The 26,044-nt window shown below is 74.7% G+C and carries 21 protein-coding genes; 8 read left to right on the forward strand and 13 right to left on the reverse strand.

Going from position 1 to position 26,044, the window contains the following annotated elements; translation table 11 throughout:
* The coding region (locus DMH08_RS40255) for a hypothetical protein (RefSeq protein WP_233617722.1) at window positions 1–1,258 on the reverse strand (1,258 nt) is incomplete at its 3' end.
* A gap of 50 nt (window positions 1,259–1,308) precedes the next feature.
* Between DMH08_RS40255 and DMH08_RS21470 the strand changes: the two genes are divergently transcribed.
* Window positions 1,309–2,010 carry a PIG-L deacetylase family protein gene (locus DMH08_RS21470; protein ID WP_026400660.1) on the forward strand — a complete coding sequence of 234 codons (702 nt, stop codon included), beginning with the start codon at window positions 1,309–1,311 and terminating at the stop codon, window positions 2,008–2,010.
* Window positions 2,011–2,137: 127 nt separating this feature from the next.
* On the opposite strand, the gene DMH08_RS21475 is transcribed toward DMH08_RS21470, so the two are convergent.
* Both DMH08_RS21475 and dut read right to left on the reverse strand, forming a co-directional pair.
* The gene (locus DMH08_RS21475) at window positions 2,138–2,974 is read right to left on the reverse strand and encodes a DUF3710 domain-containing protein (protein ID WP_125617295.1); all 837 of its coding nucleotides are present in this window, start codon (window positions 2,972–2,974) and stop codon (window positions 2,138–2,140) included.
* 17 nt (window positions 2,975–2,991) lie between these two features.
* On the reverse strand, window positions 2,992–3,453 hold the full coding sequence (gene dut / locus DMH08_RS21480; protein ID WP_034516383.1) for a dUTP diphosphatase: 462 nt from the start codon (window positions 3,451–3,453) through the stop codon (window positions 2,992–2,994).
* A gap of 202 nt (window positions 3,454–3,655) precedes the next feature.
* On the opposite strand from dut, the gene DMH08_RS21485 reads away from it, so the two are divergent.
* Entirely contained in the window at window positions 3,656–4,927 is a 1,272-nt protein-coding gene (locus DMH08_RS21485) for a cytochrome P450 (RefSeq protein WP_026400662.1), read from the forward strand.
* Between the two features lie 78 nt (window positions 4,928–5,005).
* Here DMH08_RS21485 and DMH08_RS21490 read toward each other — a convergent pair whose 3' ends face one another.
* The gene (locus tag DMH08_RS21490; RefSeq protein ID WP_034516162.1) at window positions 5,006–5,896 is read right to left on the reverse strand and encodes a metal-dependent hydrolase; all 891 of its coding nucleotides are present in this window, start codon (window positions 5,894–5,896) and stop codon (window positions 5,006–5,008) included.
* A gap of 143 nt (window positions 5,897–6,039) precedes the next feature.
* Window positions 6,040–8,571: a valine--tRNA ligase gene (gene valS, locus DMH08_RS21495; protein WP_125617297.1), complete on the reverse strand. Its 2,532-nt coding sequence runs from the start codon at window positions 8,569–8,571 to the stop codon at window positions 6,040–6,042.
* 130 nt (window positions 8,572–8,701) lie between these two features.
* On the opposite strand from valS, the gene DMH08_RS21500 reads away from it, so the two are divergent.
* Complete coding sequence (locus DMH08_RS21500) at window positions 8,702–8,989, forward strand: DUF4235 domain-containing protein (RefSeq protein WP_026400665.1); 288 nt, start codon at window positions 8,702–8,704, stop codon at window positions 8,987–8,989.
* A gap of 183 nt (window positions 8,990–9,172) precedes the next feature.
* On the opposite strand, the gene DMH08_RS21505 is transcribed toward DMH08_RS21500, so the two are convergent.
* Both DMH08_RS21505 and DMH08_RS21510 read right to left on the reverse strand, forming a co-directional pair.
* On the reverse strand, window positions 9,173–9,997 hold the full coding sequence (locus tag DMH08_RS21505; protein WP_425248238.1) for a hypothetical protein: 825 nt from the start codon (window positions 9,995–9,997) through the stop codon (window positions 9,173–9,175).
* 15 nt (window positions 9,998–10,012) lie between these two features.
* Entirely contained in the window at window positions 10,013–10,306 is a 294-nt protein-coding gene (locus DMH08_RS21510) for a DUF4193 domain-containing protein (protein WP_026400666.1), read from the reverse strand.
* Window positions 10,307–10,829: 523 nt separating this feature from the next.
* Between DMH08_RS21510 and DMH08_RS21515 the strand changes: the two genes are divergently transcribed.
* Window positions 10,830–12,560 (forward strand): serine/threonine-protein kinase, encoded by a 1,731-nt coding sequence (locus DMH08_RS21515; RefSeq protein ID WP_026400667.1) that lies wholly within the window; start codon window positions 10,830–10,832, stop codon window positions 12,558–12,560.
* 69 nt (window positions 12,561–12,629) lie between these two features.
* Complete coding sequence (locus DMH08_RS21520; protein WP_125617299.1) at window positions 12,630–15,599, forward strand: ABC transporter substrate-binding protein; 2,970 nt, start codon at window positions 12,630–12,632, stop codon at window positions 15,597–15,599.
* 30 nt (window positions 15,600–15,629) lie between these two features.
* Here the strand turns inward: DMH08_RS21520 and DMH08_RS21525 are convergent, their stop codons facing one another.
* Both DMH08_RS21525 and DMH08_RS21530 read right to left on the reverse strand, forming a co-directional pair.
* Window positions 15,630–16,916 (reverse strand): sensor histidine kinase, encoded by a 1,287-nt coding sequence (locus DMH08_RS21525; protein ID WP_034516165.1) that lies wholly within the window; start codon window positions 16,914–16,916, stop codon window positions 15,630–15,632.
* Window positions 16,913–17,566, reverse strand: a complete 654-nt coding sequence (locus tag DMH08_RS21530; RefSeq protein WP_026400668.1) for a response regulator transcription factor — start codon at window positions 17,564–17,566, stop codon at window positions 16,913–16,915. Before DMH08_RS21530 ends, DMH08_RS21525 begins: the two co-directional genes overlap by 4 nt.
* A 195-nt stretch (window positions 17,567–17,761) precedes the next feature.
* Between DMH08_RS21530 and DMH08_RS41100 the strand changes: the two genes are divergently transcribed.
* Window positions 17,762–17,938, forward strand: coding sequence for a hypothetical protein (locus DMH08_RS41100; protein WP_158079106.1), 177 nt, complete (start codon window positions 17,762–17,764; stop codon window positions 17,936–17,938).
* Window positions 17,939–18,070: 132 nt separating this feature from the next.
* Here the strand turns inward: DMH08_RS41100 and DMH08_RS21535 are convergent, their stop codons facing one another.
* The 3 genes from DMH08_RS21535 to DMH08_RS21545 form a co-directional block, all read right to left on the reverse strand.
* Window positions 18,071–18,883: an inositol monophosphatase family protein gene (locus DMH08_RS21535; protein WP_026400669.1), complete on the reverse strand. Its 813-nt coding sequence runs from the start codon at window positions 18,881–18,883 to the stop codon at window positions 18,071–18,073.
* The gene (locus DMH08_RS21540; protein WP_125617301.1) at window positions 18,880–19,794 is read right to left on the reverse strand and encodes a ferrochelatase; all 915 of its coding nucleotides are present in this window, start codon (window positions 19,792–19,794) and stop codon (window positions 18,880–18,882) included. The genes DMH08_RS21535 and DMH08_RS21540 overlap by 4 nt, the downstream gene beginning before the upstream one ends.
* Window positions 19,795–19,943: 149 nt before the next feature.
* Window positions 19,944–21,152, reverse strand: a complete 1,209-nt coding sequence (locus tag DMH08_RS21545) for a lytic transglycosylase domain-containing protein (RefSeq protein ID WP_199747929.1) — start codon at window positions 21,150–21,152, stop codon at window positions 19,944–19,946.
* 278 nt (window positions 21,153–21,430) lie between these two features.
* Here DMH08_RS21545 and DMH08_RS21550 point away from each other — a divergent pair, with 278 nt between their 5' ends.
* A complete protein-coding gene (locus tag DMH08_RS21550) occupies window positions 21,431–22,741 on the forward strand; it encodes a D-arabinono-1,4-lactone oxidase (RefSeq protein WP_125617303.1) in 1,311 nt (436 codons plus the stop codon).
* 56 nt (window positions 22,742–22,797) lie between these two features.
* Here the strand turns inward: DMH08_RS21550 and DMH08_RS21555 are convergent, their stop codons facing one another.
* Window positions 22,798–23,838, reverse strand: coding sequence for a hypothetical protein (locus DMH08_RS21555; protein ID WP_125617305.1), 1,041 nt, complete (start codon window positions 23,836–23,838; stop codon window positions 22,798–22,800).
* 439 nt (window positions 23,839–24,277) lie between these two features.
* On the opposite strand from DMH08_RS21555, the gene sepH reads away from it, so the two are divergent.
* Window positions 24,278–26,008: a septation protein SepH gene (gene sepH / locus DMH08_RS21560; protein WP_125617307.1), complete on the forward strand. Its 1,731-nt coding sequence runs from the start codon at window positions 24,278–24,280 to the stop codon at window positions 26,006–26,008.
* Window positions 26,009–26,044: the final 36 nt, after the last annotated feature.

Raw genomic sequence — 26,044 nt, forward strand, 5'->3', positions numbered from 1 at the left:
TCGCGTCGCCGTTGCGGGCGAGGCGGCACAGCGCGTCGGCGGGGTCGCCGGGGTCGGGGTGCGCGGCGAGGACGGCGAGTTCGCGCGGGTCGGGGCCGCCGAGGTCGTCGGCGACGCGGCGGGGCAGGTCCCGGGGGTCGAGCCGGTCGAGCAGCGCGCGGCGGCGGGCGGGATCGGCGGTGAGGTGCCACAGGATCTCGAGGGCGCGGTGGCGGTGCGGCCGCAGGTGGGGGGCGACCGCGCCGCCGTCGAGGCCGAGGCCCGCCCACAGAGCATCGGCGGTGCGGGCGCCGCCGACGGCCTCGAGGGCGTCGAGCGCGGCGGCGGGCGCGCCGGGCAGCAGCGCGAGGACCGTCTCCTCGGCCGGGACGTGCCGCAGGTCGCGGATCGCCCGCAGGTACGGGACGGGGTCGGCGGCGCGGCGCGCGAGGGCGGTGACGGCGCCGCCCGCGTCCAGACCGGGGGCGCCCTGGGCGTCGAGCGCCACGAGGATCTCGAGCCGCCGCGCCGCGTCGCCGTCCGCGCGGGTCAGCTCCCGCAGGGCGGCGCGGCGCGCGGTGTACAGGACGATCGCGACGTCCTCGGCGGGGATCCGCCGGTCGGCGAGCGCGAGGCGGACCACGGACGGGACGTCGCGGTCGCGCGGGAAGTGGCCGCGCCGGTGCAGGCCGGTCAGGCAGGCGACGGCGGGGGCGGCGAGCAGCTCCGGGTCGGTGCACGCGAGGGCGAGCAGGTCGGGGACGTCGTCGCGGTCGGCGAGGCCGCCGAGCAGTTCGAGCGCCCGCCGCCGCACGGCGGGGGCCCGGCCGGGGTCGGCGGCGGCGTCCCGCACGAGGTCGCGGTGGCCGTGCCGGGCCGCGGCCTCGAGCGCGGCGCCGTCCGGTCCGGACGCGAGCAGCCGGAGGACGCGGCCGCGCGGCAGGGGGTCCAGGACGGCCCAGGGTTCGGCGAGCTCGCGCAGCGCGGCGGGGACGTCGGCGGCGAGGTCCGCGACGAGCGCGCGCGCAGGGGCGGGCGGCAGCAGGCCGGCGTGCAGGGCCTCCCGGACGACCCGGAACGCCTCGGCGCGCAGGACGGGGTCGGGGCGGGCGGCCAGTTCCCGGGCGAGCCGGGCGGGGTCCGCGACGGCGCCGGCGGCGAGCCCGCGGACGGCCTGGTACAGCGGCTCCCCGGCCGGTTCGTCCCGGACCTCGGCGGGACGGGCGGCGATCGCGCCGCGCAACCGCTCGATCCGGACATGCATCGCCGTTTCGGTCACGGCGCGATCCTAGGCGGCGGCGCGGTGCGCCGCTCGGCGATTATGGGGGCATGGAAGCGGTACCTGAGGACTGGGAGCGGGCCCTCGCGATCGTCGCGCACCCCGACGACCTGGAGTACGGGGGCTCGACGGCCGTCGCCAAGTGGACGGCCCAGGGCAAGACGGTGACGGAGGTGCTCGCCACGCGCGGCGAGGCCGGCATCGACGGGATGGACCCGGAGGAGGTGGCCCGCGTCCGGACGCTCGAGCAGATCGAGGCGGCCCGGATCGTCGGCGTGGAGACCGTCGAGTTCCTCGATCTCCAGGACGGGGTGCTCGAGTACGGGCTGCCGCTGCGGCGCGTCCTGGCGGCGGCGATCCGGCGGCACCGCCCGGAGGTGGTGGTCTCGGTCAACTTCCGGGAGTCGTTCCCGGGCGGCGGGTTCAACATGGCCGACCACCGGGTCCTCGGGCTCGCGGTCGCCGACGCGATCCGGGACGCCGCCAACCGGTGGGTCTTCCGGGACCTGGGCCTGGAGCCGTGGCAGGGGGTGCGGTTCGCGCTGTTCGGCGGGTCGCCGGAGGCCGGGCACTACGTGGACGTCACCGGCCACCTGGAGACGGGCATCGCGTCGCTGCGCGCGCACGAGGTGTACTTCTCGAACCTGGGCGCGGACTTCGACGCCGCCGCGTTCCTCACCGGCATGGCGGAGCCGGCCGGACGGGCCGTCGGCGTGGCGCACGCGATGCCGTTCGAGCTGATCGAGACCTGATCCGGGCGCGGCCGTCCGGGACGCGGCCGTCCGGGACGCGCCGACCGGGCGGCCGGGCGGGACCCGGCCCCGCGGCGGGCGGCCGCACGGCGCCCGGCCGCGGGTCGGGCGGCCGGGCGGGGACGGGTCAGCGCACCTCGGTGATCTCGGGGCCGCGCTCGAACGGCTTGAACTCCTGCTCGGCGGGCTCCTCGTCCTGCGCGTCCCCCTGGGACTCGCTGAACTCCTTCGGGATCTGCAGTTCGAGGAGTTCGCGGGGCGGCATCGGGGCGTCGCCGCGCACGACGACCACGCCGCGCAGCACGTCCTCGAGCACCTGCCACTGCTCCTCGTCCTCGATGGCGGCGCCCTGCACGACCGCCTGCAGGAACCAGCGCGGGCCGTCCACACCGAGGAAGCGGATGATCTGCGGCGCCCAGCCCTGCTCGACGAACTCGGCGGGGATCTGCTCGCGGACCTCCTGCGGCATCTCCGCGAGGACCTCCTCGGTCAGCGCGGCGGGCACCATCGCGAGGAGCTCGGCGCCGAACGGGCCGTCGCCCTCCTGGGTCTGCCCCTTCGCCTGCTCTTCGATGTCCTTGGCGGTCTCGGCGCGCACGTCGTCCCAGATGCCGCTGCGCTTCGGCGCGGCGAAGACCTGGAGCTGCATCGCGCTCTCCTGGTGCTGCACCAGGACGGCGACGGGACGGCCGTCGAGCGGCTTGCCCTGGTCGTCGACCCGGGTCGCCTCAAAGTTGACCTGGAACCCGAGGCCGGGCGCGACCGGCACCTGCAGGGACCCGAAGTCGAGGCGCTGCATCTCGGGGAAGGAGTCCTCGGAGTCCCAGGGACCGCCCGAAACGGCCTCGGGCTCGGCGGCGGCGTCCTCCGCGGCGGCGTCCTCGGCGTCCTGCTGCGCCGGCTCCTCGGTCACCTCGGGCTCCGCACGGCCCTCCTCGGCCCGTCGGCGACGTCCAAAAGCCACGACTCACACTCCTTCTCTCAACCTTCATCGGGGTGGGAGTACCCACCCGTGGAGCCGAACCCGCCGGTTCCGCGCGCCGATCCGGGAAGGGCGGCGACCTCGTGGAACACCGCCGTCTCCACCCGCTGCACGACCATCTGCGCGATGCGGTCGCCGCGCCGCAGCCGGACCGTGGCGCGGGGGTCGGTGTTCAGCAGGGTCACCTTGATCTCACCCCGATAGCCGGCATCGACGGTACCGGGTGCGTTGACTATGGTCACCCCCAACCTAGCGCCCAAACCGGACCTCGGGTGAACGAAAGCGGCGTAGCCGTCCGGCAGGGCGATCGCGATCCCGGTGGGGACGACCGCGCGCTCGCCCGGCGGCAGTTCGACGTCCTCGGCGGCGACGAGGTCGGCCCCGGCGTCCCCCGGGTGCGCGTAGGAGGGCAGCGGCAGCTCCGGATCGAGCCGTTCGATCAGTACGTCGACCTTGCCCACCGTCCACCTCGCGCTCGCGTCGAACCGCCTCGGAAACCACCTGACAATACCGACTCCGCGCACCCGTCCCGGCGCTGAAACGCCGCCGCGACACGGCTCCGGCCGGGTAAGTGATCCTTGACGTCGCCCGGCGACCTCGCTTCCATGGAAACCGAACTCCATTCGGAGACGAGCCCCCCAAGGACGGTGCGAAGTGGCGACGATGACGCGGGACCCGGCGACCGACCTGTCGGACCTGGAGTTCTGGTCCCGGCCGCAGCGCGAGCGCCTGGCGGCGTTCGCCCGGCTGCGGGAACGGGAGCACCCCGAGTTCTTCCCCGAACTGGGACTGCCGTTCATCAAGCAGGGCCCGGGCTACTGGGCGCTCACCCGGCACGCGGACGTGGTGGAGGCGAGCCGGACGCCGCAGGTGTTCAGCAGCGAGCCCACCTCCACCACCATCCCCGACATGCCGGGGTACATCGCCCGCTACCTCGGCTCGATCATCAACATGGACGACCCGCGGCACGCCAAGATCCGGCGGATCGTGTCGCGCGCGTTCACTCCGCGGGTCCTGGAGAAGCTGGAGACCGACATCCAGGCGACGGCGACCCGGATCGTGGACGACGTCCTGGAGCGCGGGCCCGGCGACTTCGTCACCGACGTCGCGGCCCGCCTCCCGCTGACGGTCATCTGCGACATGGTGGGCGTGCCGGAGCCGGTGCGGCCGATGGTCTTCGACCGGACGAACACGCTGCTGGGCATCGGCGACCCCGAGTACACTGCGGGCCGCGACTTCCGGGGCGAGATCACGCGCATCGGCGCGCTGTACGTCCTGGTGCGGGTGGTGACGGCCGCGTTCGAGCTGAACCACCTGGCGATGAAGCTCGCCCGGCGCCGCCGCCGGTACCCCGCCGACGACCTGATGTCCGCGCTCGTCACCGCCGAGGTGGACGGGGAGCGGCTCACCGACAAGGAGATCGGGTCGTTCTTCATCCTGCTCGTCGTGGCCGGGAACGAGACGACCCGGAACGCGATGTCGCACGGCCTGAAGCTGCTCACCGACAACCCCGAGCAGCGGGCGCTGCTGGCGGAGGACTTCGAGGCGCACATCCCCGGCGCCGTCGAGGAGATCGTCCGGATGGCGACGCCCGTCATCCAGATGCGCCGCACGGTCACCCGCGACCACGTGATGAACGGCCACACCTACCGGACCGGCGAGAAGGTCCTGCTGTTCTACAACTCCGCCAACCGGGACGCCGAGGTGTTCGAGAACCCCGACGCCTTCGACATCACCCGGTCGCCGAACCCGCACGTCGGGTTCGGCGGTCCCGGGCCGCACTTCTGCCTGGGCGCGAACCTGGCCCGCCGGGAGATCACGGTGATGTTCCGGGAGCTGTTCACGCGGGTCCCCGAGATCCGGGCGAACGGGCGCCCCGACCGGCTCTACTCGAACTTCATCAACGGCATCAAGCACCTGCCGTTCACCTACTGAGCCGCGCTCCGGAACGTTCCGGAGCGACGGTCCCGGACGTCGCGGGCGCGTCGTCGCGGCGCCCGGGACCGCCGCGGCTCAGGACGCCCGGCGCCCGGCGGCGGCGAGCGCGGCGGGCGAGGCCGCCAGGTACTCGGCGGCCCGCCGGGTGGAGCACTCGCGGGACGGGTGGTAGTCGCGGCGCAGGTAGGTGCGGGCCGCGGCGATCATGAACCGGTTGCCCGGGAAGAGGCCGCGGCGCACGGCCCGCCGGTAGTCGCGGACGCGCGGCCGGACGCCGTGCAGGGTCGGGTCCGCGCGGCACAGGTACGCGGCGCCGACGTACACCGCCAGCGGCATGGCGACGAGGCCGATGGCGAACGAGCGCACCCGCTGCGCGTACCCGCCCGCGACGTGGTCGTACACGTCGAACGCGACGGAGCGGTGCTCGACCTCCTCGGCGCCGTGCCAGCGCAGCAGGTCCAGCATCGTGGGGTCGGCGCCGGCGTCGTCGAGCGCGCGGGCGTCCAGGATCCACTGGCCGAGCACGGCGGTGTAGTGCTCGATCCCCGCGATGATCCCGATCCGCAGCGTCAGCCAGCGGCGCCGGGACAGCCCGGGGACCGGCGGCCGGTCGCCGAGCAGGTTCTTGAACAGCCACTCGATGCGGCGGGTCAGCGGGCGCGGGTCGAGCCCCCGCTCGCGCATCTGCCGGTCGAGGACGCCCTGGTGGGAGTAGGCGTGCACGGCCTCCTGGCCCATGAACCCCTTGACCTCCCGGTACAGGCGCTCGTCGTCCTCCACGAGCGGCAGCGCCTGCTTGTAGACGTGCACGAACCAGCGCTCCCCGGCGGGGAGGAGCAGGTGCAGCACGTTGATGAAGTGCGTGGCGACCGGCTCGCCGGGGATCCAGTGCAGCGGCGTGTCCGCCCAGTCGAACCTGACCCGCCGCGGGGTGATCTCGGGGTGCCGCTCGTCGGTCCCGGTCATGCGCGTCCTCCCCGGCCCGCCCAACAATTAGATTCGACGTCTAATATCTGGAGCGGGCCGGGGGAAGTCAAGGCCGCGACCGTGTGACGGCCGTTACGCGGAACGCCCTCCGGACGGGCCGCGGACGGCCGCGCCGAGCGGTGCTACGTGGCGGGCGCCAGCTCGACCTCGACCGTCAGCGCGGCGGGCGCGGCCTCAAGGGTGAGGTTTGCGATCCGCCCGGCGGCGGCCAGGTCGGGACGGGCGACGCGCACCGCCTCCGCGCCCCGGACGACCGCGCGCGCGACGTCGGCGCGCATCGACGCCCGCGCCTCCGACTTCGCCTTGCGGACCTGCCGCAGCGCCTCGCCCGTCGCGGCCAGCACCGCCGGGTCGCCGTCCAGGGGCAGCTCGGCGGGCGTCGGCCACGCCGCCGCGTGCACCGACCCCTGCCGCCACCACGACCAGACCTCCTCGGTGACGAACGGCAGCACCGGCGCGAACAGCCGCAGCAGCACCGACAGGGCCGTCCGCAGCGCCGCGCGCGCCGACCGCGCCTCCGGCCCGTCCCCGTACGCCCGGGACTTCACCAGTTCGAGGTAGTCGTCGCAGAACTCCCAGAAGAACCGCTCCGTCCGTTCGAGGGCGCGCGTGTAGTCGTAGCCCTCGAACGCCTCGGTGGCGTCGCGCACGACGCCCGCGAGCGATGCCAGCATCGCCCGGTCCAGCGGCTCGGTGACCGCCGCCGGCCCCTCGTCCTCGACACCGCCCAGCCCGAGCACGAACTTCGACGCGTTCAGCACCTTGATCGCGAGGCGGCGGCCGACCTTGATCTGCCCGGTGTCGAACGCGGTGTCGGTGCCCGGCCGCCCGCTCGCCGCCCAGTACCGGACGGCGTCCGACCCGTACTCGCGCAGCAGGTCGATCGGCGTGACGACGTTGCCCTTCGACTTCGACATCTTCTTGCGGTCGGGGTCGAGGATCCACCCGGACAGCGCGGTGTCGGTCCACGGCAGCGACCCGTGCTCCAGATGCGAGCGGACGACCGTGGAGAACAGCCAGGTGCGGATGATGTCGTGCGCCTGGGGCCGCAGGCTGTAGGGGAAGACGCGGCCGAACAGGTCGGCGTCGCGCTCCCAGCCGCCCGCGATCTGCGGGGTCAGCGACGACGTCGCCCACGTGTCCATGACGTCCGGGTCGCCGGCGAACCCGCCCGGCACGCCCCGCTGCTCCTCGGTGTACCCGGGCGGGACGTCCGACGACGGGTCGACCGGCAGCGCGTCCTCGGCCGGGACGATCGGCTCGTCGTAGACCGGTTCGCCCGCCGCGTCCAGCCGGTACCAGACGGGGATCGGCACGCCGAAGAACCGCTGCCGGGAGATCAGCCAGTCGCCGTTGAGGCCCTCGACCCAGTTGTCGTAGCGGGCCCGCATGTGCGGCGGGTGCCAGTTCAGCTCGGCGCCGCGCGCGAGCATCTCGGCGCGCATCCCCGCGTCGCGGCCGCCGTTGCGGATGTACCACTGCCGGGTCGTGACGATCTCGAGCGGCTTGGCGCCCTTCTCGTAGAACTTCACCGCCCGCGTGACCTTGCGCGGCTCGCCGTCCAGGTCGCCGGACCCGCGCAGCATCTCCACGATCCGCTCGCGCGCCGAGAACACCGTCTTGCCCGCCAGCTCCGCGTACGGCTCGGCGGGGACGCCGCGGGGCGGTTCGGCGGCCAGCCGCCCGTCCCAGCCGATCACCGCGCGGGTCGGCAGGTCGAGCTCGCGCCACCAGGTGACGTCGGCGACGTCGCCGAACGTGCAGATCATCGCGATGCCCGAGCCCTTGTCGGGCTCGGCGAGCCGGTGCGCGAGGACGGGCACCTCGACCCCGAACAGCGGCGTGCGGACGGTCGTGCCGAACAGCTCCGCGTACCGCTCGTCGTCGGGGTGCGCCACGAGCGCGACGCACGCGGGCAGCAGTTCGGGCCGCGTCGTCTCGATGTAGACGGGCCGCTCGGGCGCGTGGAAGCGGAGCCGGTGGAACGCCCCGGGCTGCTCGCGGTCCTCCAGCTCGGCCTGCGCGACGGCCGTGCGGAACGTGACGTCCCACAGCGTCGGCGCCTCGGCGACGTACGCCTCGCCGCGCGCGAGGTTGCGCAGGAACGCGCGCTGGGACGCCGTGCGGGACTCCGCGCCGATCGTGGTGTAGAGGTGGTTCCAGTCGACCGACAGGCCGACGCGGCGCCACAGCTCCTCGAACGCCTTCTCGTCGACCTCGGTGAGCCGCTCGCACAGCTCGATGAAGTTCCGCCGCGACACCGGGACCTGCCGCTTCGGGTCCGGCTTCGCCGGGGGCTCGAAGGCGGGGTCGTACGGCAGCGACGGATCGCAGCGGACGCCGAAGTGGTTCTGCACCCGCCGCTCGGTGGGCAGGCCGTTATCGTCCCACCCCATCGGGTAGAAGACCGCTCGACCGCGCATGCGCTGGAACCGTGCGACGGCGTCGGTGTGGGTGTAGGAGAAGACGTGGCCGACGTGGAGGGAGCCGCTGACCGTGGGCGGGGGCGTGTCGATCGAGAACACCTCGGCGCGCGGCCGGGTGCGGTCGAAGCGGTGGACGCCCTCCTCCTCCCACGCGCGTACCCACGTGTCCTCCAGGCCGTCGAGTGAGGGTTTGGCCGGAACATGCGGGGTACGCGGACGCTCTGTCATGCGCCAATCGTATTGACATCGCCCCCGGGCGCATGCGCATTTCCCGGCGCGCCCCGACCGCGTCGACCGCCCGGCCGGGGCGGGCACGGTCCGGTAGCGTCGGAGACGACAGGACGACTGGAGGACGAACATGGCGGACAAGGGCGAACTCGGCTGGCGGCTGACGGCCGGGGCCGCGGCCTTCGCGGGCGGTTTCGTCGCGAAGAAGGTCATCACCATGGCCTGGAAGAAGAGCACCGGCAAGGAGCCGCCGACCAACCCCGAGTCGCCCGACGTGGCGCTCGCCGAGGCGATCGGCTGGGCCGTGATGATGGGCGTCGGCATGGAGGTGGCGCGCCTGCTCGCCACCCGCGCCGTCGCGCACCAGTGGGCCAAGGGCACCGGTGCGCCCCCGTCCCACTTCAAGGTCGAGGGCTGACGGCGGCGGGCGCGGCGGGCGGCGCACGGCGTCCCCGCCGCGCCCGCCGTCCGCTCGTCGGCCGGGGGCTGGATCGGGCCGGGGCCGAGGTTCGGCTTCGGGCGCGGTCTGGTTCCGGGTTCGGGGCCGGCTCCGGTCACGAGGGGGGCGTGTCCGGAACGGGCCCGCGCCGGTCGTCCCGGGTCAGTCCCCGGAGGGCAGCCGCGGCCGGTCGCCCGGAAGCGGGGGCGGCACGCCCGCGGACGCGCGCAGGTCGGTGCGGATCGTGTTGGCCAGGGCCTTCGTCGCGCTCCGGTTGAGCGCGGCCCCCGCCGCCGCTCCGGTGAGCAGCGGCCCCATGGTGGTCATGCTGCGGCCGAACAGCCTCAGCATCCGCTTGCGCAGCGCGGCCTTCGCGGCCGAGCCGAGCGCGCTGCCGAGGGTGCCCGCCTCCAGCGGGTTGATGCCGCGCTGCCGCGCCCAGGACACGACGAACGCGCGGCCCCGCACGGTGCCGGAGCCCTCGACGCGGACGCCGTACACCTCGTGCAGTTCGGCGATCAGCTTGACCTCGATCGCCGCCAGGATCAGGGTCTCGGCGGCGAGCTGCGCGGGGGCGGTCAGCAGCAGCGGCGGTGCGGTGAACTGCACCGCGGCGAGCGCGCCGCCGGCGGCGCCGACGCCGGTGGTGGCGTTGCTCGCGACCCGGACCAGGCTGTCGGCCAGCGCCTCACCGGTCAGGCCGTGGTGGTGCGCGCTCAGGGTCTCCCGGTCGCGGATGGGGATGTGCGGCGCCACCTCGACGAGCAGGTCGCCGAGCCAGCGGCCGCGCGCGATGCCCGCGGCCCCCGCCCTGCGGGCGTTCTGGCCGAGCAGTTTCGCCAGTCGCCCGAGGAGGCGGCCGCGGGTCTCGCGGTCCATGTCCTCGTCGGCGGTGAGCCGGCCGACCAGCTCACCGAGTTCGGCGGAGCCGCCGACGTGCGCCGGCTCCACCTCGTCGTCCCGCCGTTTCTCCAGGTCTCCCGTCACCGGCCCGCCCCCGGGTCAGGCGCACTCACGGCAGATGGGCTGGCCGTTCTTCTCCTTGGCCAGCTGGCTGCGGTGGTGCACCAGGAAGCAGCGGGTGCAGGTGAACTCGTCCGCCTGCCGCGGCACGACGCGGAACGTGAGCTCCTCGTTCGACAGGTCCGCGCCCGGCAGGTCGGCGACCTCACCGGCGTCGAGGTCCTCGTCGATGATGCTCGCGGCCTTGTCGGCGCGACGGGCCTGGAGCTCCTGGAGGCTGTCCTCGTTGATGTCGTCGTCTGTCTTGCGCGGGCTGTCGTAGTCGGTCGCCATCTTCTATCTCCATCCCCCTCAGTGCTTTATGCGCCCCGTCGCGCGGAACTAACGCTCGAGGGACCGTTCTTGTGCCCGATCCGGGCGGGAAATTCTGTCACGGTTGGTGACGTGCGACACACGAGGCGCGACCGTTCCCACGAGTGACACCGATCACCCGCTTCTCTTCCTCGTGATGTGTCTTCCGTCACACGCCCGGCGGGCGTCCACGGCACGGCGAGCACTGCGTTTCCGTACCGGACGACGACCATCGGGGTTCCCGCGGCGGCGGGGATCATACCGGTCCCCGGAGCCGGGCGCGCACCGACCGGCCGCGGCGCGCCGCCCCGTTCGCGGCGGACGGCCCGGACACTGAACCGGACGGGCCGGTGAAACGTCTGAACTAACGCGATATGGTGCCCGCTCGGAGAGCTGGGGGCGGACCCCCGCGCAGGGGCGTCCGGCACACGGCCGGGAGGTGACCTCGCGGCCGGGTCCGGCGCACAATATCGCGGAACGACACCGCGGGTCACGGGAGGGTCAGATGCCGGATGCCGCTCCGCTGGAGCCAGGCGATCCCCGGGCACTGGGACAGTACGAGGTCATCGGGCGGCTCGGCGCCGGTGGGCAGGGCGCGGTCTTCCTGGGGAGGGCGCCGGGGAGCGGCGAGTACGTCGCGGTGAAGCTGCTGCACGCGCAGACGGCGAACGACCCGTCCGCGCGTGCCCGGTTCGTCCGCGAGGTGTCGGCCGCCCAGCGGGTGGAGCCGTTCTGCACCGCGCGCGTGCTCGAGGCCGACGTCCACGGCGACCAGCCCTACGTGGTCAGCGAGTTCATCGACGGCCCGTCCCTGCACGACGTCGTCGCGCACGAGGGCCCGCGCAACGCCGCCGACCTGGAGCGGCTCGCCATCGGCACCGCGACGGCGCTCGCCGCCATCCACGAGGCGGAGATCGTCCACCGCGACTTCAAGCCCAACAACGTCATGCTGGCGGCCGACGGCCCGCGCGTCGTCGACTTCGGCATCGCCCGGACGGTCAACTCGCAGGAGAGCGCCGTCACCGCGACCGGCATGGTCGTCGGCACCCCCGGCTACCTGGCGCCCGAGCAGCTGACCGGCGGCGCCCTCACCCCCGCGGTCGACATCTTCGCGTGGGGCGCGACGATGGTGTTCGCCGCGACCGGGCAGTCGCCGTTCGAGGCGGACACCCTCCCGGTGATCATCAACCGGATCCTGAACGAGGACCCGGACCTGTCGGCGCTGCCCCCCGGTCCGGTCCGCGACCTCGTGGGCCGCTGCCTGAACAAGGACGCCGGCCTGCGCCCGTCCGCCCCGCAGCTGCTGCTCAACCTGCTCGGGCACGTCGGCGCGGCCCCCGGGACGGGCGAGGCGAACCTGCTCGACCAGGGAACCCGGATCGCCGCGCAGCTCCCGGCGCCGCCGCCGGTCCCGCCGGCGCGGCAGCCGCAGCAGCAGATCACTCCCCCGCCGATGCCCATGCACCAGGCCGGGATGCCGGGCGCGCACGGCGCGCAGGGGCCGTCGACGCCCCCGGCGCAGCCGATCACGCCGCCGCCCATGCCGATGTACCAGAACGCGGGGATGCCGCCCGGGCCGCCGCAGCCGCAGCCGGGGATGCAGCCGCCGCCCCGGCCGCCGGGACCGCCCGGCCCGCCGCACGGCCACGGCGCCGTCCCGCCGGGGCAGCAGTACGGCCGGCAGAAGTCGAACGCGGGGCCGATCATCGCGATCGGCTGCGGCGCCCTCGCGGTCATCCTGATCCTGGTGATCGTGTTCGTCGTGGTCGCCGCCAACTCCGACGACGACGACTACGACCCGCCGACCACCCTGCCGACGTCGCGGACGGAGGAGCCGTACACGCCGTCGAGCGAACCGTCGAACGAGCCGTCGACCCGGTCCTCGCCGGGCTCCCGCGAGGGGCTCGTCGGGGTGTGGAAGGGCAACGGGAGGCAGCCCGCGGCGCCCGCGGACGGCCGCAACTTCACGGTGCAGTTCGCGCTGATCTACTCCAGCGGCACCGCCAAGTACACCTACGGCTCCTCGCACCCGACCTGCTACACCCGGCTCGAGCTGCTGAGCGAGTCCGGCACCAAGGTCGAGTACCGGGAGAGCCCGATGGCCGGGCAGGAGAAGGAGGACTGCGCCCCCGGATACGTCACCTTCAACCTCACCGGCGACCGGTCGGCGCGGTGGGAGTGGCGCCAGGAGCGCTCGGCGGCGAGCCCGTCCGCGTACGGCACCGTCTCCAAGTGATGATCGTCCGAATGATGATCGCGTAAAGTCGCGAGAAGGACGTCGCCCTCCTCCCCCGAAGGACTCCACATGCCCGAGGCCGCGCCCCTCCGACCGGGCGATCCGGAGCACCTGGGTCCGTACCGGCTGACCGGGCTGCTCGGGGAGGGCGGGCAGGGCGCCGTCTTCCTCGGCGAGGACGAGGAGGGCGGCGCGGTCGCCGTCAAGCTGCTGCACGCCCGGTTCAGCGGCGACCCGAAGGCGCGCTCCCGGTTCGCCGCCGAGGTCGCGGTGGCCAAGCGGGTCTCGCCGTTCTGCACCGCGCGCGTCCTGGACTCCGACGTCGAGGGCGACCGGCCCTACATCGTCAGCGAGTTCATCGACGGCCCGTCGCTGTCGATGGTGCTCGCCGAGGACGGCCCGCGCCGCGGCGCCGACCTGGACCGGCTCGCGATCGGCACGATGACGGCGCTGGCCGCCATCCACCAGGCCGGGGTGGTGCACCGCGACTTCAAGCCCGGCAACGTGCTGCTCGCCCCGGACGGCCCCCGCGTCATCGACTTCGGGATCGCGCGGGCGCTGGACGCCACCGGGACGATGTCGAGCGTCGCGGTCGGCACCCCCGCCTACATGTCGCCCGAGCAGATCTCCGGCAACCAGGTGGGGCCCGCCGCGGACGTCTGGTCGTGGGGCGCGACGATGGCGTACGCGGCGAACGGGCGCCCCGCCTTCGGGCAGGACTCCATCCCCGCGGTGATGAACCGCATCCTGAACCTCCCGCCGGACCTCGGCGGCCTCCAGGAGCCGCTGCGCGGGCTCGTCCTGGCGTGCCTGGCCAAGAACCCGGCGCTGCGGCCCGCGTCCCAGCAGGTCCTGGCGCACCTGCTGACCCTCGCCGGGAGCCTGCGCCGCCCGGGGTCCGCCCCGGCGGCCGGGGACGCGGAGATGCTCACCAGGGGCGCCGAGACGGCCGCCGCGGAGTCGGCGCCGCGGCTGCGGTCGGGGGCGACGCCGCCGCCCGGGTCGCCCATCCACCCGGGGGCGTCCACACCTCCGCCCGGGTCGCCCGTCCACCCGGGCGCGTCGACGCCGCCGCCGGGGTCGTCCGCCCATCCGGGCGCGTCGACGCCGCCGCCGGGGTCGTCCGCCCATCCGGGCGCGTCGACGCCGCCGCCGGGGTCGTCCGCCCACCCGGGGGCCGTACCCGGTGCGCTGCCCGCGCTGCCCGCGCCGGGTCCCGCCCCGCAGCCGCCCGCCGTCCCGGGACGGCCGGGCGCCGCGCCCGGCTGGCCCGGCGCGCACCCGCTCCCGGCGGGCCCGACGGCCGGACGGCCGGGACCGGGCGGCACGTGGCCGGGCCGGGCCGCCCCCGCCGGGCAGGGCGGCGACCCCACCGAGCCGGTCCGGGGAGGCCGCGGACGGTCCCGGATGCGCGTGCTCGCGGGCGCCGGCGGCGCCGCGTTCGTCGCGCTGGTGCTCGTCGGCACCGTGGTCCTCGTGCGGATGGGCGGCGACGGGGAGGAGACCGGTCCGCCGACCGGGCGGACGGGCGGCACCCTGGCGATGTCGGCGCCCGCCCTGCTCGGCTCCGGCCGCGGGATCGACCCCTCGCACAGCTACGGCGGCACCGAGCGGTTCCTCGGCAAGCAGCTCTACACCGGCCTGACCGCCGTCGGTACCGACGGCCGCGTCCGCAACATGCTCGCCACCGAGATCCGGCCCGAGGAGAGCTGCCGGGAGTGGCACATCGTGCTGCGCGACGGGACGACGTTCAGCGACGGGCAGCCGGTGGACGGGCAGGCGTTCGCCCGCGGCTGGGCGCGCGCCGCGGCCACCGAGGAGGGCGCGGGCCCCTACCTGATGGCCGACATCGAGGGGTTCGACGCCGTGGCGAGCGGCGACGCGGACGCGTTCTCCGGGGTCAAGACGACGCCGAACGGCCTGTCGCTCCGGCTCACCTCGCCGAACTGCGACTTCCCCGCGCGCCTCGCCGACCCCGTCTTCGCGCCCCTGCCGGCGTCCGCCGGCGAGCCCGACAACGAGGCGTTCAACCGGCGCCCGATCGGCAACGGGCCGTTCCTGCTGGAGAGCTACACCCCCGGCAAGGAGGTCGTGCTCGCCCGCAACGAGGCGTGGGCGTTCGGCGAGACCAAGCTGGACCGCGTCGAGGTCCGGCTGGCGCCCGACTCCGCCCTGTCGCGCGGGCTGTTCCAGTCGGACGAGATCGGCTGGGGCCACCTGGCCGGCATGACCGACTTCGGCTCCGTCGCCGACGACCCCGCCTTCACCACGCGGCCCGTCCCGTACGTCCGGATGCTGGTGCCGATCACGGCGCGCGGGCCGATGAAGTCGCGGGAGGCGCGGCTCGCGGTGTCGTACGCGCTGGATCGCGCCGCGCTCGCCCGGCTGACCGGCGGGGGCGACGTCCCGGCGCGCGGCCTGGTGCCGCAGGCCCTCCCCGGGTTCGGGCGGCCCGGCGTGTGCGCGTCCTGCGACGCGGCGGACATCACGCGGGCGAAGGCGCTCGCCGCGGAGGCCGACCTCGGCTCGGACACGACCGTCCGGCTGTCGTACCGGACCACGGGCGACGAGCAGAAGCTCGCCGAGGCGATCAGGCGGCGGCTGGAGCAGGTGCTCGGCTGGAAGATCGAGATGAAGGCCACGCCCGTCACCGAGTACGCCGAGTACCGCGACGGCCTGGTCGGCGACGACGCGTCCGGGCTGGCCCTGTTCTCCTGGGGCCCGGACTACGCGAGCCCCTACACGATGCTGTGGCCGCTGCTCGGCGGGACGCTCGTGGCGACCGACGACAACGACTACAACAACCTGTCCGGCTGGAAGAGCGGCCGGTTCGACGAGGTCATGGGGCAGGCGGTCCGCACGGCCTCCGGGCAGGAGCGCACCGGCCTGTACAAGCAGGCGGAGAAGACGGCGCTGGACGACATGGCCCTCGTCCCGCTGATCAACGAGGGCGCCGCCGCGCTGGTCGACGACCGGTACGTCAACCTCGAGATGGACTACGACGGCGACCCGACGCTGGCGACCGCCGCCCTGGAGTGACCCGGCGGGCGGCGGTCCGCGCGGCGGCCGTCAGCCCGGGGGCAGGCGGACGGTGACGATCAGCCCGCCGCCGGGGCGGGGCGCGGCGTACACGGCGCCGCGGTGCGCCAGCACGACGGACCGGACGATCGACAGGCCGAGGCCCGCGCCCTTGGCCGACTCGACGCGGTCGGCGTTCAGCCGCCGGAACGGCTCGAACAGCCGCTCCACCTCGTACGCGGGCACCACCGGGCCGGTGTTCTCGACCTGGACGGTGGCGTAGCCGTCCAGCAGCCCGGTGCGGATCCACAGCTCGCCGCCGTCCGCGTTGTGCTTGATCGCGTTCTCCACCAGGTTCGACACCAGGTGCTCCAGCAGGACCGGATCGCCCGACGCGGTGCCGGACGTCAGCTCCGGGTGCACCGCGACGTCGTTGTCGTGCTCGCGGCGCCCCGAGTGCTCCAGGACCGTCGACGCCACGTCCGCGAGGTCCACCGGCGCGCGGGTGGTCAGCTCCCGCTCGCTGCGGGCCAGCAGCAGCAGGCCCTCGATCAGCCGCTCGTGCCGCGCGTTGGTCGCCAGCAGCGTCCGCCCGACGGCGCGCAGGTCGTCCGACGCCTCCGGGTCGCCGAGCGCGACCTCCAGCAGCGTCCGGTTGATCGCGAGAGGCGTGCGCAGCTCGTGCGAGGCGTTCGCGACGAACCGGCGCTGCGAGTCGAACGCCTCCCCGAGCCGCTCCAGCATCGCGTCGAAGGTGTCGGCGAGCTCCTTGATCTCGTCCTCGGGGCCCTCCAGCGCGATCCGCTCGTGCAGGGTGCTCTCCGACAGCCGCCGCGCCGTCGCGGTCACCCGCTGCAGCGGGCTGAGCGCCCGGTCGGCGACGAACCAGCCGAGGACCAGCGTGATGATCCCGACTCCGGCGAGCGCCACCAGCGACCGCCCGACGAGCTGCTTCATCGTCTGCTCGACGAACTGGCGCTGCAGCGCCGCCGCCTCCTCCTGCGAGATGCCGAGCCCGATCACCTGGACGTTGCTCAGGATGTTCGCCATCAGGATCGAGACCACGAACAGCAGCAGCGCCCCGGCCATGAAGAACAGCAGCCCGTACAGCAGAGTGAGCCGCAGCCGGACGCTCATCCGGCTCGGCAGCGCCTGGACGGCCGAGGCCCCGTCGCCGTCGGCGCGCCACACGCCCTTGGGGCCGGGCGGGGGCGGGACCTGCTGCGGCCCCGGACGCCGCCAGGGGCCGGTGCGGCGCACCGGCGAGGGCTGCGTGTCCGTCGCGCCGGCCGCGGTCGCGCCGGGGCGGTCCCCGGCGTCTCCCTCGGGCGCCGTCACAGCCGGTACCCCACGCCCGGGACCGTCTCGATGACCGGCGGGTCGCCGAGCTTCTTGCGGAGCGTCATCATCGTGACCCGCACGACGTTCGTGAACGGGTCGATGTGCTCGTCCCACGCCTTCTCCAGGAGCTGCTCGGAGCTGACGACGGCGCCGTCCGCGCTCAGCAGCACCTCCAGGACCGCGAACTCCTTGCGCGTCAGGTCGACCTGCCGGCCGTCCCGCGCGACCTCCCGCCGGCCCGGGTCCAGGCGGACGCCCGACCGCTCCAGCACGGGCGGCAGCGGCGCCGCCGCGCGGCGGCCCAGCGCCCGCACCCGCGCGATCAGCTCCGCGAACGCGAACGGCTTCGCCAGGTAGTCGTCGGCGCCGATCTGTAGGCCCTCCACGCGGTCGTCCAGCTCGCCCGCCGCGGTCAGCATGATGATCCGCGCGGGGTACCGCTGGGCGACGAGCTGCTTGCAGACGTCGTCGCCGTGGACCTTCGGCAGGTCGCGGTCCAGGACGATCACGTCGTAGTCGTTCACGCCCGTCCGCTCCAGCGCCCCGGCGCCGTCGTAGGCCACGTCCACCGCCAGCGCGTCCCTGCGCAGGCCGGTGGCGATCGCGTCGGCGAGCACCCGCTCGTCCTCGACGACTAGAACACGCACTCGTTCCCCCTCCGGTCGGACGGGCCCTGCCGCCCCGCGTTACAGATATGCCATGCGCGCCGTAAGACCCCCGTAAGCAGGCGTTCAAGAGGCCGCCGGGTCCCGTACGCAAGAATCCGCGAAAATTGCATCGGCGAACAGGTTTGCTTCAAGCGTACGTGTGGGTAGGGATGGGCAGGATCCGGGAGGAGGCTCATGGGCGAGTTGACGCGCACTATCCAGCAGCGGCTCGACGACGCGTACGCGTCGCTGCGCAGCGCCCACGCAGATGGGGACACCTACCTGGCGGACATCCGCCGGGAGGAGATCAGCGAACTGCGCCGGATCGCAGCGAACCACGACATCGGGATCGAACCACCCCGCTGCGACTGATTCCCTGCGACTGGTTCGCCGGGGACTCCCCCGGAGGCCATCACTGATCGAAACCCCCGCCGCACGGCCCGGGACCCCACGGTCCCGGGCTCTTCACGTTCCGGGGGCCGACCCCCGCGCGCCGGAGGCCGTTCAGTCGCGGGCGGGGTCCAGGGGCGCCAGGAGGCCGTCGTGGAGGGCTTTGAAGACGTCCGGGGCGGCGGCCAGCGTGAACTCCGGGCCCGGGGGCGTACCGTGCATGCCCTCGACCCGGCCGCCCGCCTCCTCGACGATCAGCGCGCCCGCGGCGATGTCCCACGCCTGGACGCCGCGCTCGTAGTAGGCGTCCACCCGGCCCGCGGCGAGGGAGCACAGGTCGACGCAGCAGGATCCGCCGCGGCGGATGTCGCGGACGTGCGGCAGGATTCCCGTGAGCATCTCGGCCTGGCGGGCGCGGCGGGCGGCCGAGTACCCGAACCCGGTCGCGACGAGCGCGCGGCCGAGGGGGACGCCGGTGTTCACGCGCAGCTCGCGGGTGCCCGAGGCGGTGTGCAGGAGCGCGCCGCCGCCGCGCACGGCCGTGTACGTCTCGCCGCGGCGCGGCATCTCGACGGCCCCCGCGACGGCCCGTCCGTCCACCTCGGCGGCGATGCTGACGGCCCAGTCCGGCAGGTCGTACAGGTAGTTCACGGTGCCGTCGATCGGGTCGATCACCCAGCGGACGCCGCTGCCGCCGGCCCGGGTGCCGCCCTCCTCGCCGAGGAAGGCGTCGTCCGGGCGGGCCTCCCGGATCCGCTCGATGATGAGCTGCTCGGCGGCGCGGTCCATCTGCGTGACGACGTCGGTCGGGCTCGACTTGGTCTGCACGACGTCCGGCCCGTCGGCGGGGCGCTTGTCGACGAGCATCCGGCCGGCCTCGCGGGCGGTCGCGAGGGCCAGGTCCAGCAGTTCCTCGGGCAGGCTCATGCGTTCTCCCGTTCGGTGAGCAGCTCGCGGGCCAGCGCGGCGAAGCGGCGGTCGCCGCCGGGCGTGGCGGCCCGCGCGAACGCCATGCCGAGTTCGGCGGCGCGGTCGGCGGCCTCCACGTCGAGGTCGAACTTGACCTCCATGTGGTCGGAGACGAACCCGATCGGGACGGCCGCGACCGCGCGGACGCCCGCGCCGTGCAGGGCGTCCAGGTGGTCGGTGATCTGCGGCTCCAGCCACGGCTGGGACGGGGGGCCGCTGCGGCTCTGGTAGACGAGGTCCCACGGCCTGCCGGGCGCGGCCGCCGCGGCGACGCGGCGCGCGGCCTCCTCGAGCTCGGCGACGTACGCCTCGCGGTTCGGCTGCGCGAGGGGCACGCTGTGCGCGGTGAAGACGAGGCGCGCGTCGTCCGGGAGCTCGCTCAGGGCGCTGATCGCGGCGTCCGTGAACGGGTCTAGGAAGCCGGGGCGGTCCCAGTAGACCGGGAGCTTGTCGATCTCGGGGGCGCCCGGGACCTCCGCCCGCGCGCGCGCGATGTCTTCGAGGTACTGGTCGTTGGTGGAGTAGCCGCTGTAGGCGGACGTCGCGAACGCGGCGGCGCGCCGGATCCCGTCGTCCTTCATCCGGCGGACGGTGTCGGCCAGGTACGGGGTCCAGTTGCGGTTGCCCCAGTAGACCGGGACGTCGACGCCGTTGGCCGCGAAGTCGGCCTCGATGGCGGCCTTCAGCTCGCGGCAGAGCCGGTTGATCGGGCTGACCCCGCCGAAGAGGTAGTAGTGCTCCCCCACCTCCTCCAGGCGCTCGCGCGGGATGTTGCGCCCGCGGGTCACGTTCTCGAGGAACGGGATCACGTCGTCGGGCCCTTCCGGCCCGCCGAAGGAGATCAGCAGCAAAGCGTCGTACGACGTCATGCCTCCATCCAACCAGCCGCCTTCCGGTGGCCGGTTCCGGCGGGGCCACGTGTCGCCAAAGCCACACGGGCCGCCCACCCGGGCCGCCCGGACGGGACGCGCGGACGGGCCGTCCGGAGGGATGTCCGGGCCCGATCGTCCAGGCGGGCTCAGGAGTAGGCGTCCGCGTACGCCTTGGCGAGGTTGAGCACCTTCTGCACGTACCAGTCGGCGTGGTTGTAGTGCCAGACGGCCCGGTAGAGCTGCTGCCCGCCCTGCCCGGCGCCGTTCGCGCACAGGTACTTCGCGGCGCCCGGGATGGCGTCGTAGGGGTTCATGATGTCGGCCTTGCCGTCGCCGTCGCCGTCCACCCCGTACGCCTTCCAGGTGGCGGGCATGAACTGCATGGGTCCGAGCGCCCCGGCGCTGGACGGGCCGACGTTGCGCCCGTGGCTGCTCTCGACCTGCCCGATCGCGGCGAGGACCGTCCAGGACAGGCCTGGGCACGTCGTCGCGGCCCGCTTGTACAGGTCGAGGTAGTCGGTCGCCCGGCCGCTGCCCGGCGCCCGGTGCTGGCTCGCGTGCAGGTTCACGACCTCCACGCCGCCGCCGAGGATCTGCTTCACCGCCTTGACGGTGGTCGCCGGGTCCACGCCGGGGGCGTTGACGAGGACCGCGACGTTCGGGACCAGGCCCATGTCCGCGCCGGCCTTCTCGCTGACGAGCATGTTGACGCCGGGGAGCCCGAGCTCGCCCGATCCGCCCATCACGAGGTTCGGCATCGTCCGGCCGACCACCGGGTACCGGGTGCCGCGGGCGAGCCGGAGCTCTTCGGCGACGTCCGGGGTGGTGACGAACTCGTCCGCGGCCAGCGCCGCCCACAGGGCCGTGTTCTTGGCGGTGCCGGGCGGCGTCCACGAGCGGAACGCCGACGGGTCGACGGCCAGCGCGTTCACCGCCCGGTTCTGCAGCTGGATCGCGCCGCCCGCGACCGCCGTGACCTCGCCGACCCGCTTCAGCTTCGCCAGCCGCTTGATCTTCGCCTGCGGGATCGTGGCGGTGCCGACCGCGAGGACGTCCGGCGGCACCACGCGGCGCAGCGGCGCGACGTCGCCGCCGTCGGCCACGGTCACCGGCTTGCCGCGGGCCGCGCTCGGCGGGACGACCGTGCGCCCGCCGCCGCCGTCGCCGTCCGGCCGCTCGGAGCCGCTCTCGGCCGCCGTCATGGCCGCGTACACGCCGCCGGACGTGGTGCCGACCGCGAGGACCGCGATACCCGCGATGATCAGGGGAAGGCCGCGGAGCGCCCGTCCGGGGGGCCGGGCCCCGGCGCGGTCCCGCTTCTTCTTCTCCGGCCTGCGCTTCGGCGGGCGTGTCACGGATGGAGGAGCCACAACATTTCCCAACGAGCGTCACTAGCGGTCGGTTACACGTCTGCGCACTTCTTGCCCGGACATACCCCGGTCAAGGGGGTGACGTCGCGGAATGTTCACCGCGAGGCCCCGGATCCCGGTGCGGGACCGCGCCCGCGGTTACCGGATAGTACGGTATCGCCCCTTCCGTCCCAGCGAGGGTCCTCCCGGGACGCCCGGACGGCCGGCGGACGATCAGTAAACGTGAACTTTCCTCACGATCGATTGCCGAGTAGAGTCGCCGCATGTCACCCGTGAGCAACCAAACGTGGCGGAACTGGGCCGGAAACCAGCAGGTCCGCCCGCACCGCGTCACGACGCCGCGGACGGCCGACGAGGTCGCCGCGGCCGTCCGCGCGGCGGCCGACGAGGGCCGCACGGTCCGGATGACCGGGACCGGACACTCCTTCACCGGCGCGGCCGTCGCCGAGGGCGTGCTGCTGCGCCCGTCCGCCCTCACCGCGGTCCGGTCCGTCGACACCGCGACCGGGCTCGTGACCGTCGAGGCGGGCCTCCCGCTGCACCGGCTGAACCGGCTGCTGGACGACCACGGGCTCGCCCTCGCCAACATGGGCGACATCCAGGAGCAGACCGTGGCCGGCGCGATCCAGACCGCCACGCACGGCACCGGCCGCGACGCCGCCGGGCTCGTCTCCCAGGTCGCCGCGCTGGAGCTGGTGCTCGCCGACGGGACGACCGTGACGTGCTCGCGGGACGAGCGCCCCGACCTGTTCGACGCCGCCCGCGCGGGCCTCGGCGCCCTCGGGATCGTCACCGCCGTCACGTGGCGGACCGTCCCCGCGTTCCGGCTGCGCGCGCGGGAGGAGCCGATGGAGTGGGACGAGGTCCTCGCGCGGATCGACGAGTTCGACGAGGCCAACGAGCACTTCGAGTTCTACTGGTTCCCGCACACCGACGGCTGCCTCACCAAGCGGAACAACCGGGTCGAGGGCCCCGCCGAGCCGCTGTCGAGGTTCCGGTACTGGCTGGACGACCGGTTCCTGTCCAACACCGTCTTCGGGGCCGTCAACCGGCTCACGCACGCCGTGCCCGCGGCGACCCCGTTCGTCAACGGCATCTCCGCCAAGGCCCTGGGCGCCCGCACGTACACCGACACGTCCTACAAGGTCTTCACGAGCCCGCGCACCGTCCGCTTCAAGGAGCAGGAGTACGCGATCCCGCGCGAGGAGATCGTCCCGGCGCTGCGGGAGGTCCGCGCCCAGTTCGCCCGGCGGGACTGGCGGGTCAGCTTCCCGATCGAGGTGCGGCTGCTCCCGCCCGAGGACGCCTGGCTGTCGATGGCGCACGCCCGCCGCACCGCGTTCATCGCCGTCCACGTGTTCAACCGCGACGCCCACGAGGACTACTTCCGCGGCGTCGAGGACGTCCTCACCGCGATCGGCGGCCGCCCGCACTGGGGCAAGCTGCACACCCGCGACGCCGCGTACCTGGAGAAGGCGTACCCCCGGTTCGCGGACTTCCGCGCGCTGCGCGACGAACTCGACCCCGACCGCCGCTTCGCCAACCCCTACACCCGGCGGGTCTTCGGCGACTGAGCCGGTTCCCCGCGACCGCGCCGGAACCGGCCCCGCGCCGATCCCCGGCGACCGCGTCAGTTCCCGGTGTCCGCGTCCGTCCCGTTCTGCTGCTCCTGGCCGCCGCCGGACGGCGGGGACGCGGTGGGCGTGTCGGGGGTCTCGGGCGCCGTCGTCGGGGGCGGCCCGGTCGGCTCGTCCGTCGTCCCGCCGGTGGGCGCGTCGCCGGACGGTCCGGGCGTCGCGCCGCCCGTGGGGTCCGTCCCGGTCTCGCCGCCGGACTCGCCGGTGCCGCCGGTCGGCGCCTCCTCCGCCGGGCTCTCGGCGGGGGCCTCGGCGGGCGCGGTGCCCCCACCGGTCGGCGCGTCCGTCGGGGTCTCCTCGACCCGGCCGCCCGACCCGTCGCCGTCGCCGCCGAGGACGTGCGTGACGGTGAGGCCGCCGCCGCTGCCGCCGCCGATCGGACCGCCGGTGGTCGCCTCGTAGACCGTGATCCCGCCGAGCACCACCGCGAACACCGCGGCGGACGACGCCGCGAGCTTCACCCAGTTCTGCTTCGCCCACGCGAGCGTCTCGTCCAGGGCCGAGCGCCGGGCGACCCGCCGCCAGGCGTCCTCGCCCGCCTCCGCGGCGAGCGCGCCGGCGACCGTGCGGGCCGGGTCGACCCGCGTCGCCCCCGGGTCGCCGTGCGGGCCGTCGAGCCGGGTGGCGTTCGGGTCGCCGTGCGGGCCGTCGAGGAGGCCGGCGCCCGCGTCCAGCCGCGTCGCGTTCGGGTCCCCGCCGGGCGGCCGGACCATCGTGCGGGCCGGGTCCGCGCCCGCGGGCCAGACCGCGGTCCGGGTCGGGTCGGCGCTCGTCGCTTCCTCCGCCGCGTCCTCGGCCGTCTCCCGGCGGCGCGCGGCGCCGTGCACGTGGGACATGTCCCGGATCTGGTCGCGCCCCTGGTCCAGGTAGTGCTTGCAGACGGCGGCGCCCGCCGTCGAGATCACGCTCATCAGCGCGGTGCCGATGACCGTCCCGTACACCCCCAGGAAGGACGCGCCGATCGCGGCGACGGCCGTCGCGACCCCGCTCGCGATCACCTGCGTCGTGCTCAGATCGGGAAGCTTGCGGCGCATTACCCCGATTCACCCCCGTTGAATCCCCCAAAGTCTCCGGAATCGAAACTAACCGGACGATCACGGTGTTCCGAACCGCAACGTGACGCTCGCTACGCGAACCGGGTGGAGACGGGCGTTCGCGTGCGGCACAGTGGGGAAAAGGTTCCTCAAGTTTCAGACAGAGGGCCTTCGGCCGGACCCGGGCACCGGCAAGCTTGGTCAGGCGCCTCCTTCCTCGACGTGGAGGGGGCTTCGAGAGCGGCGATGTTCGGACATGCCGGGTACGGTGCTGGCAGCAGGTGTGTCCGGAAGAGAGACTCGGGAACCCGGGGGAAGGGCACGCATGCGCCCTCGGCGGGCAACGGACGGCCGGGCGGTGCGGGAGCGGTGACGCGCTCGCATCCGGCTCGCGGTCCGGCGCCCTCCGTGCCGTCAGGACAGGGCAGGAAGGACACGCATGCAGGAGCTGCGCCTCGTCGCGGTCAGCGAGGACGGTACGTACCTCGTCCTGGCCACCGCGGGCCGAGGCACCCGGTTCACCCTGCCCGTCGACGACCGGCTCCGCGCCGCGGTCCGTGGGCACTTCTCCCGCCTCGGCCAGTTCGAGATCGAAGTGGAGAGTCCCTTGCGTCCCAAGGAGATCCAGGCCCGCATCAGGTCCGGCGAGACCGCGGAGGAGATCGCCGAGTCCGCGGGCATCCCCGTGGAGCGGGTCCGCTGGTTCGAGGGCCCGGTCCTGCAGGAACGCGAGTACATGGCGCAGCAGGCGCAGCGCGTCACCGTCCGGCGGCCCGGCGAGTCCACGCCCGGCCCGCCGCTCGGCGAGACCGTCGAGGAGCGCCTCGGCCGCGGCGGCGTCGACCTCGAGGACGTCGAGTGGGACGCCTGGAAGTGCGACGACGGCACCTGGCGCGTCCGCCTCTCCTTCTTCGACAACGGCCGCCCGCACGCCGCCGAGTGGGCGTTCGACCCGCGCCGCCGGAACGTCTCCCCGCTGGACGAGATCGCCGCGCGGCTCAGCGCCGGCGACTGGGACGACGATGACGACCTCTCCGACACCGTCACCCCGCTGGTCCCCCGCCGCCCCGCGATGAAGGTCGTCACCGACGGCCGCGACGTGGGCCGCGAGATCCGCGAGGTGGGCCCGCGCGACTTCGGGCGCGGCCTGCCCGCCGACCCCGAGCCGCCGCTCGAGCGCGCGTCCGAGCCGCCGCTGCGCGCCGCCGAGCCCCGCGAGTACATCGTCGAGCGCGGCCGCATCGTCGACCCGCGCCCCGCGTTCCCCGGCGGCCGCGACCCCGGGCGCCCCCGCGAGGCCGCCGCCGGCCGCGAGCCCATCCGCCCGTTCGACGACGCCGAGCCCGAGGCGCCGTCCGCCGGGACGCGCCCCGAGGCCCGCCCCAGCGAGGCGCCGTGGCGCCGCGCGCCCGAGCCGTCCCTGGAGGAGCTCGGGGGCATCGAGGGCATCGAGGGCCTCACGGCCCCGGCGGAGGCCGCGAAACCGGCGGACGCCCCGGCCGCCGAGGACGAGCCGGCGGCCGACGAGACGCCGCGGGAGCGCGCCGGCGAGGACGAGGAGACCCCCGAACCCGCCGCCGAGGCCGCCGAGACGGACGAGGACGCGCGCCCGGACACCGCCGACGAGGCGGCCGAGGCCGACGCCGACGAGCCCGCCCCGGAGCGGGACGACGCCGAAGCCGACGCCCGTCCGGCCGGCGAACCGGACGAGCCGGAGACGCACGCGGACACCGCGGCCGAGACGCCCGCGGACGAGCCCACGGCCGACGAGCCCCCGGCCGACGAGCCCGCGGCCGAGGCCGCGGCCGAGCCCGCCGCCGCGGCCGGGGAGCCCGCCGACGAGCCCGCCGCACGCGAGCCCGCCGCACGCGAGCAGGGGCCCGCCGAACCGGCGGCGGCCCGCGAGCAGGCGTCCCGCGAGAAGGCCAAGCCCGCGCCGCCGCGCGCGCCGCGTCGCGAGCCCGCCCGTCCGGCCCCGAAGAAGAAGCCCGCGACGCGCCCGACCATGCCCGCCGCGCAGGACAAGCCCGTCACCGGGCCCCCGGCGGCCGCCGCGGACGCCTCACCGGCGACGCAGCGACCGGCGCGCGCGCGGCGCAAGTCCAAGGGCAAGCGGGCCTCCGTGCCGTCCTGGGACGAGATCATGTTCGGCGCCCGGCGCCCCGAGTGACCCCCGCCCCGCGACCGGGCCGCGGCGCGGACGCCC

It is taken from the genome of Actinomadura sp. WAC 06369 (assembly GCF_003947565.1).
GTDB classification, from domain to species: domain Bacteria; phylum Actinomycetota; class Actinomycetes; order Streptosporangiales; family Streptosporangiaceae; genus Spirillospora; species Spirillospora rifamycini.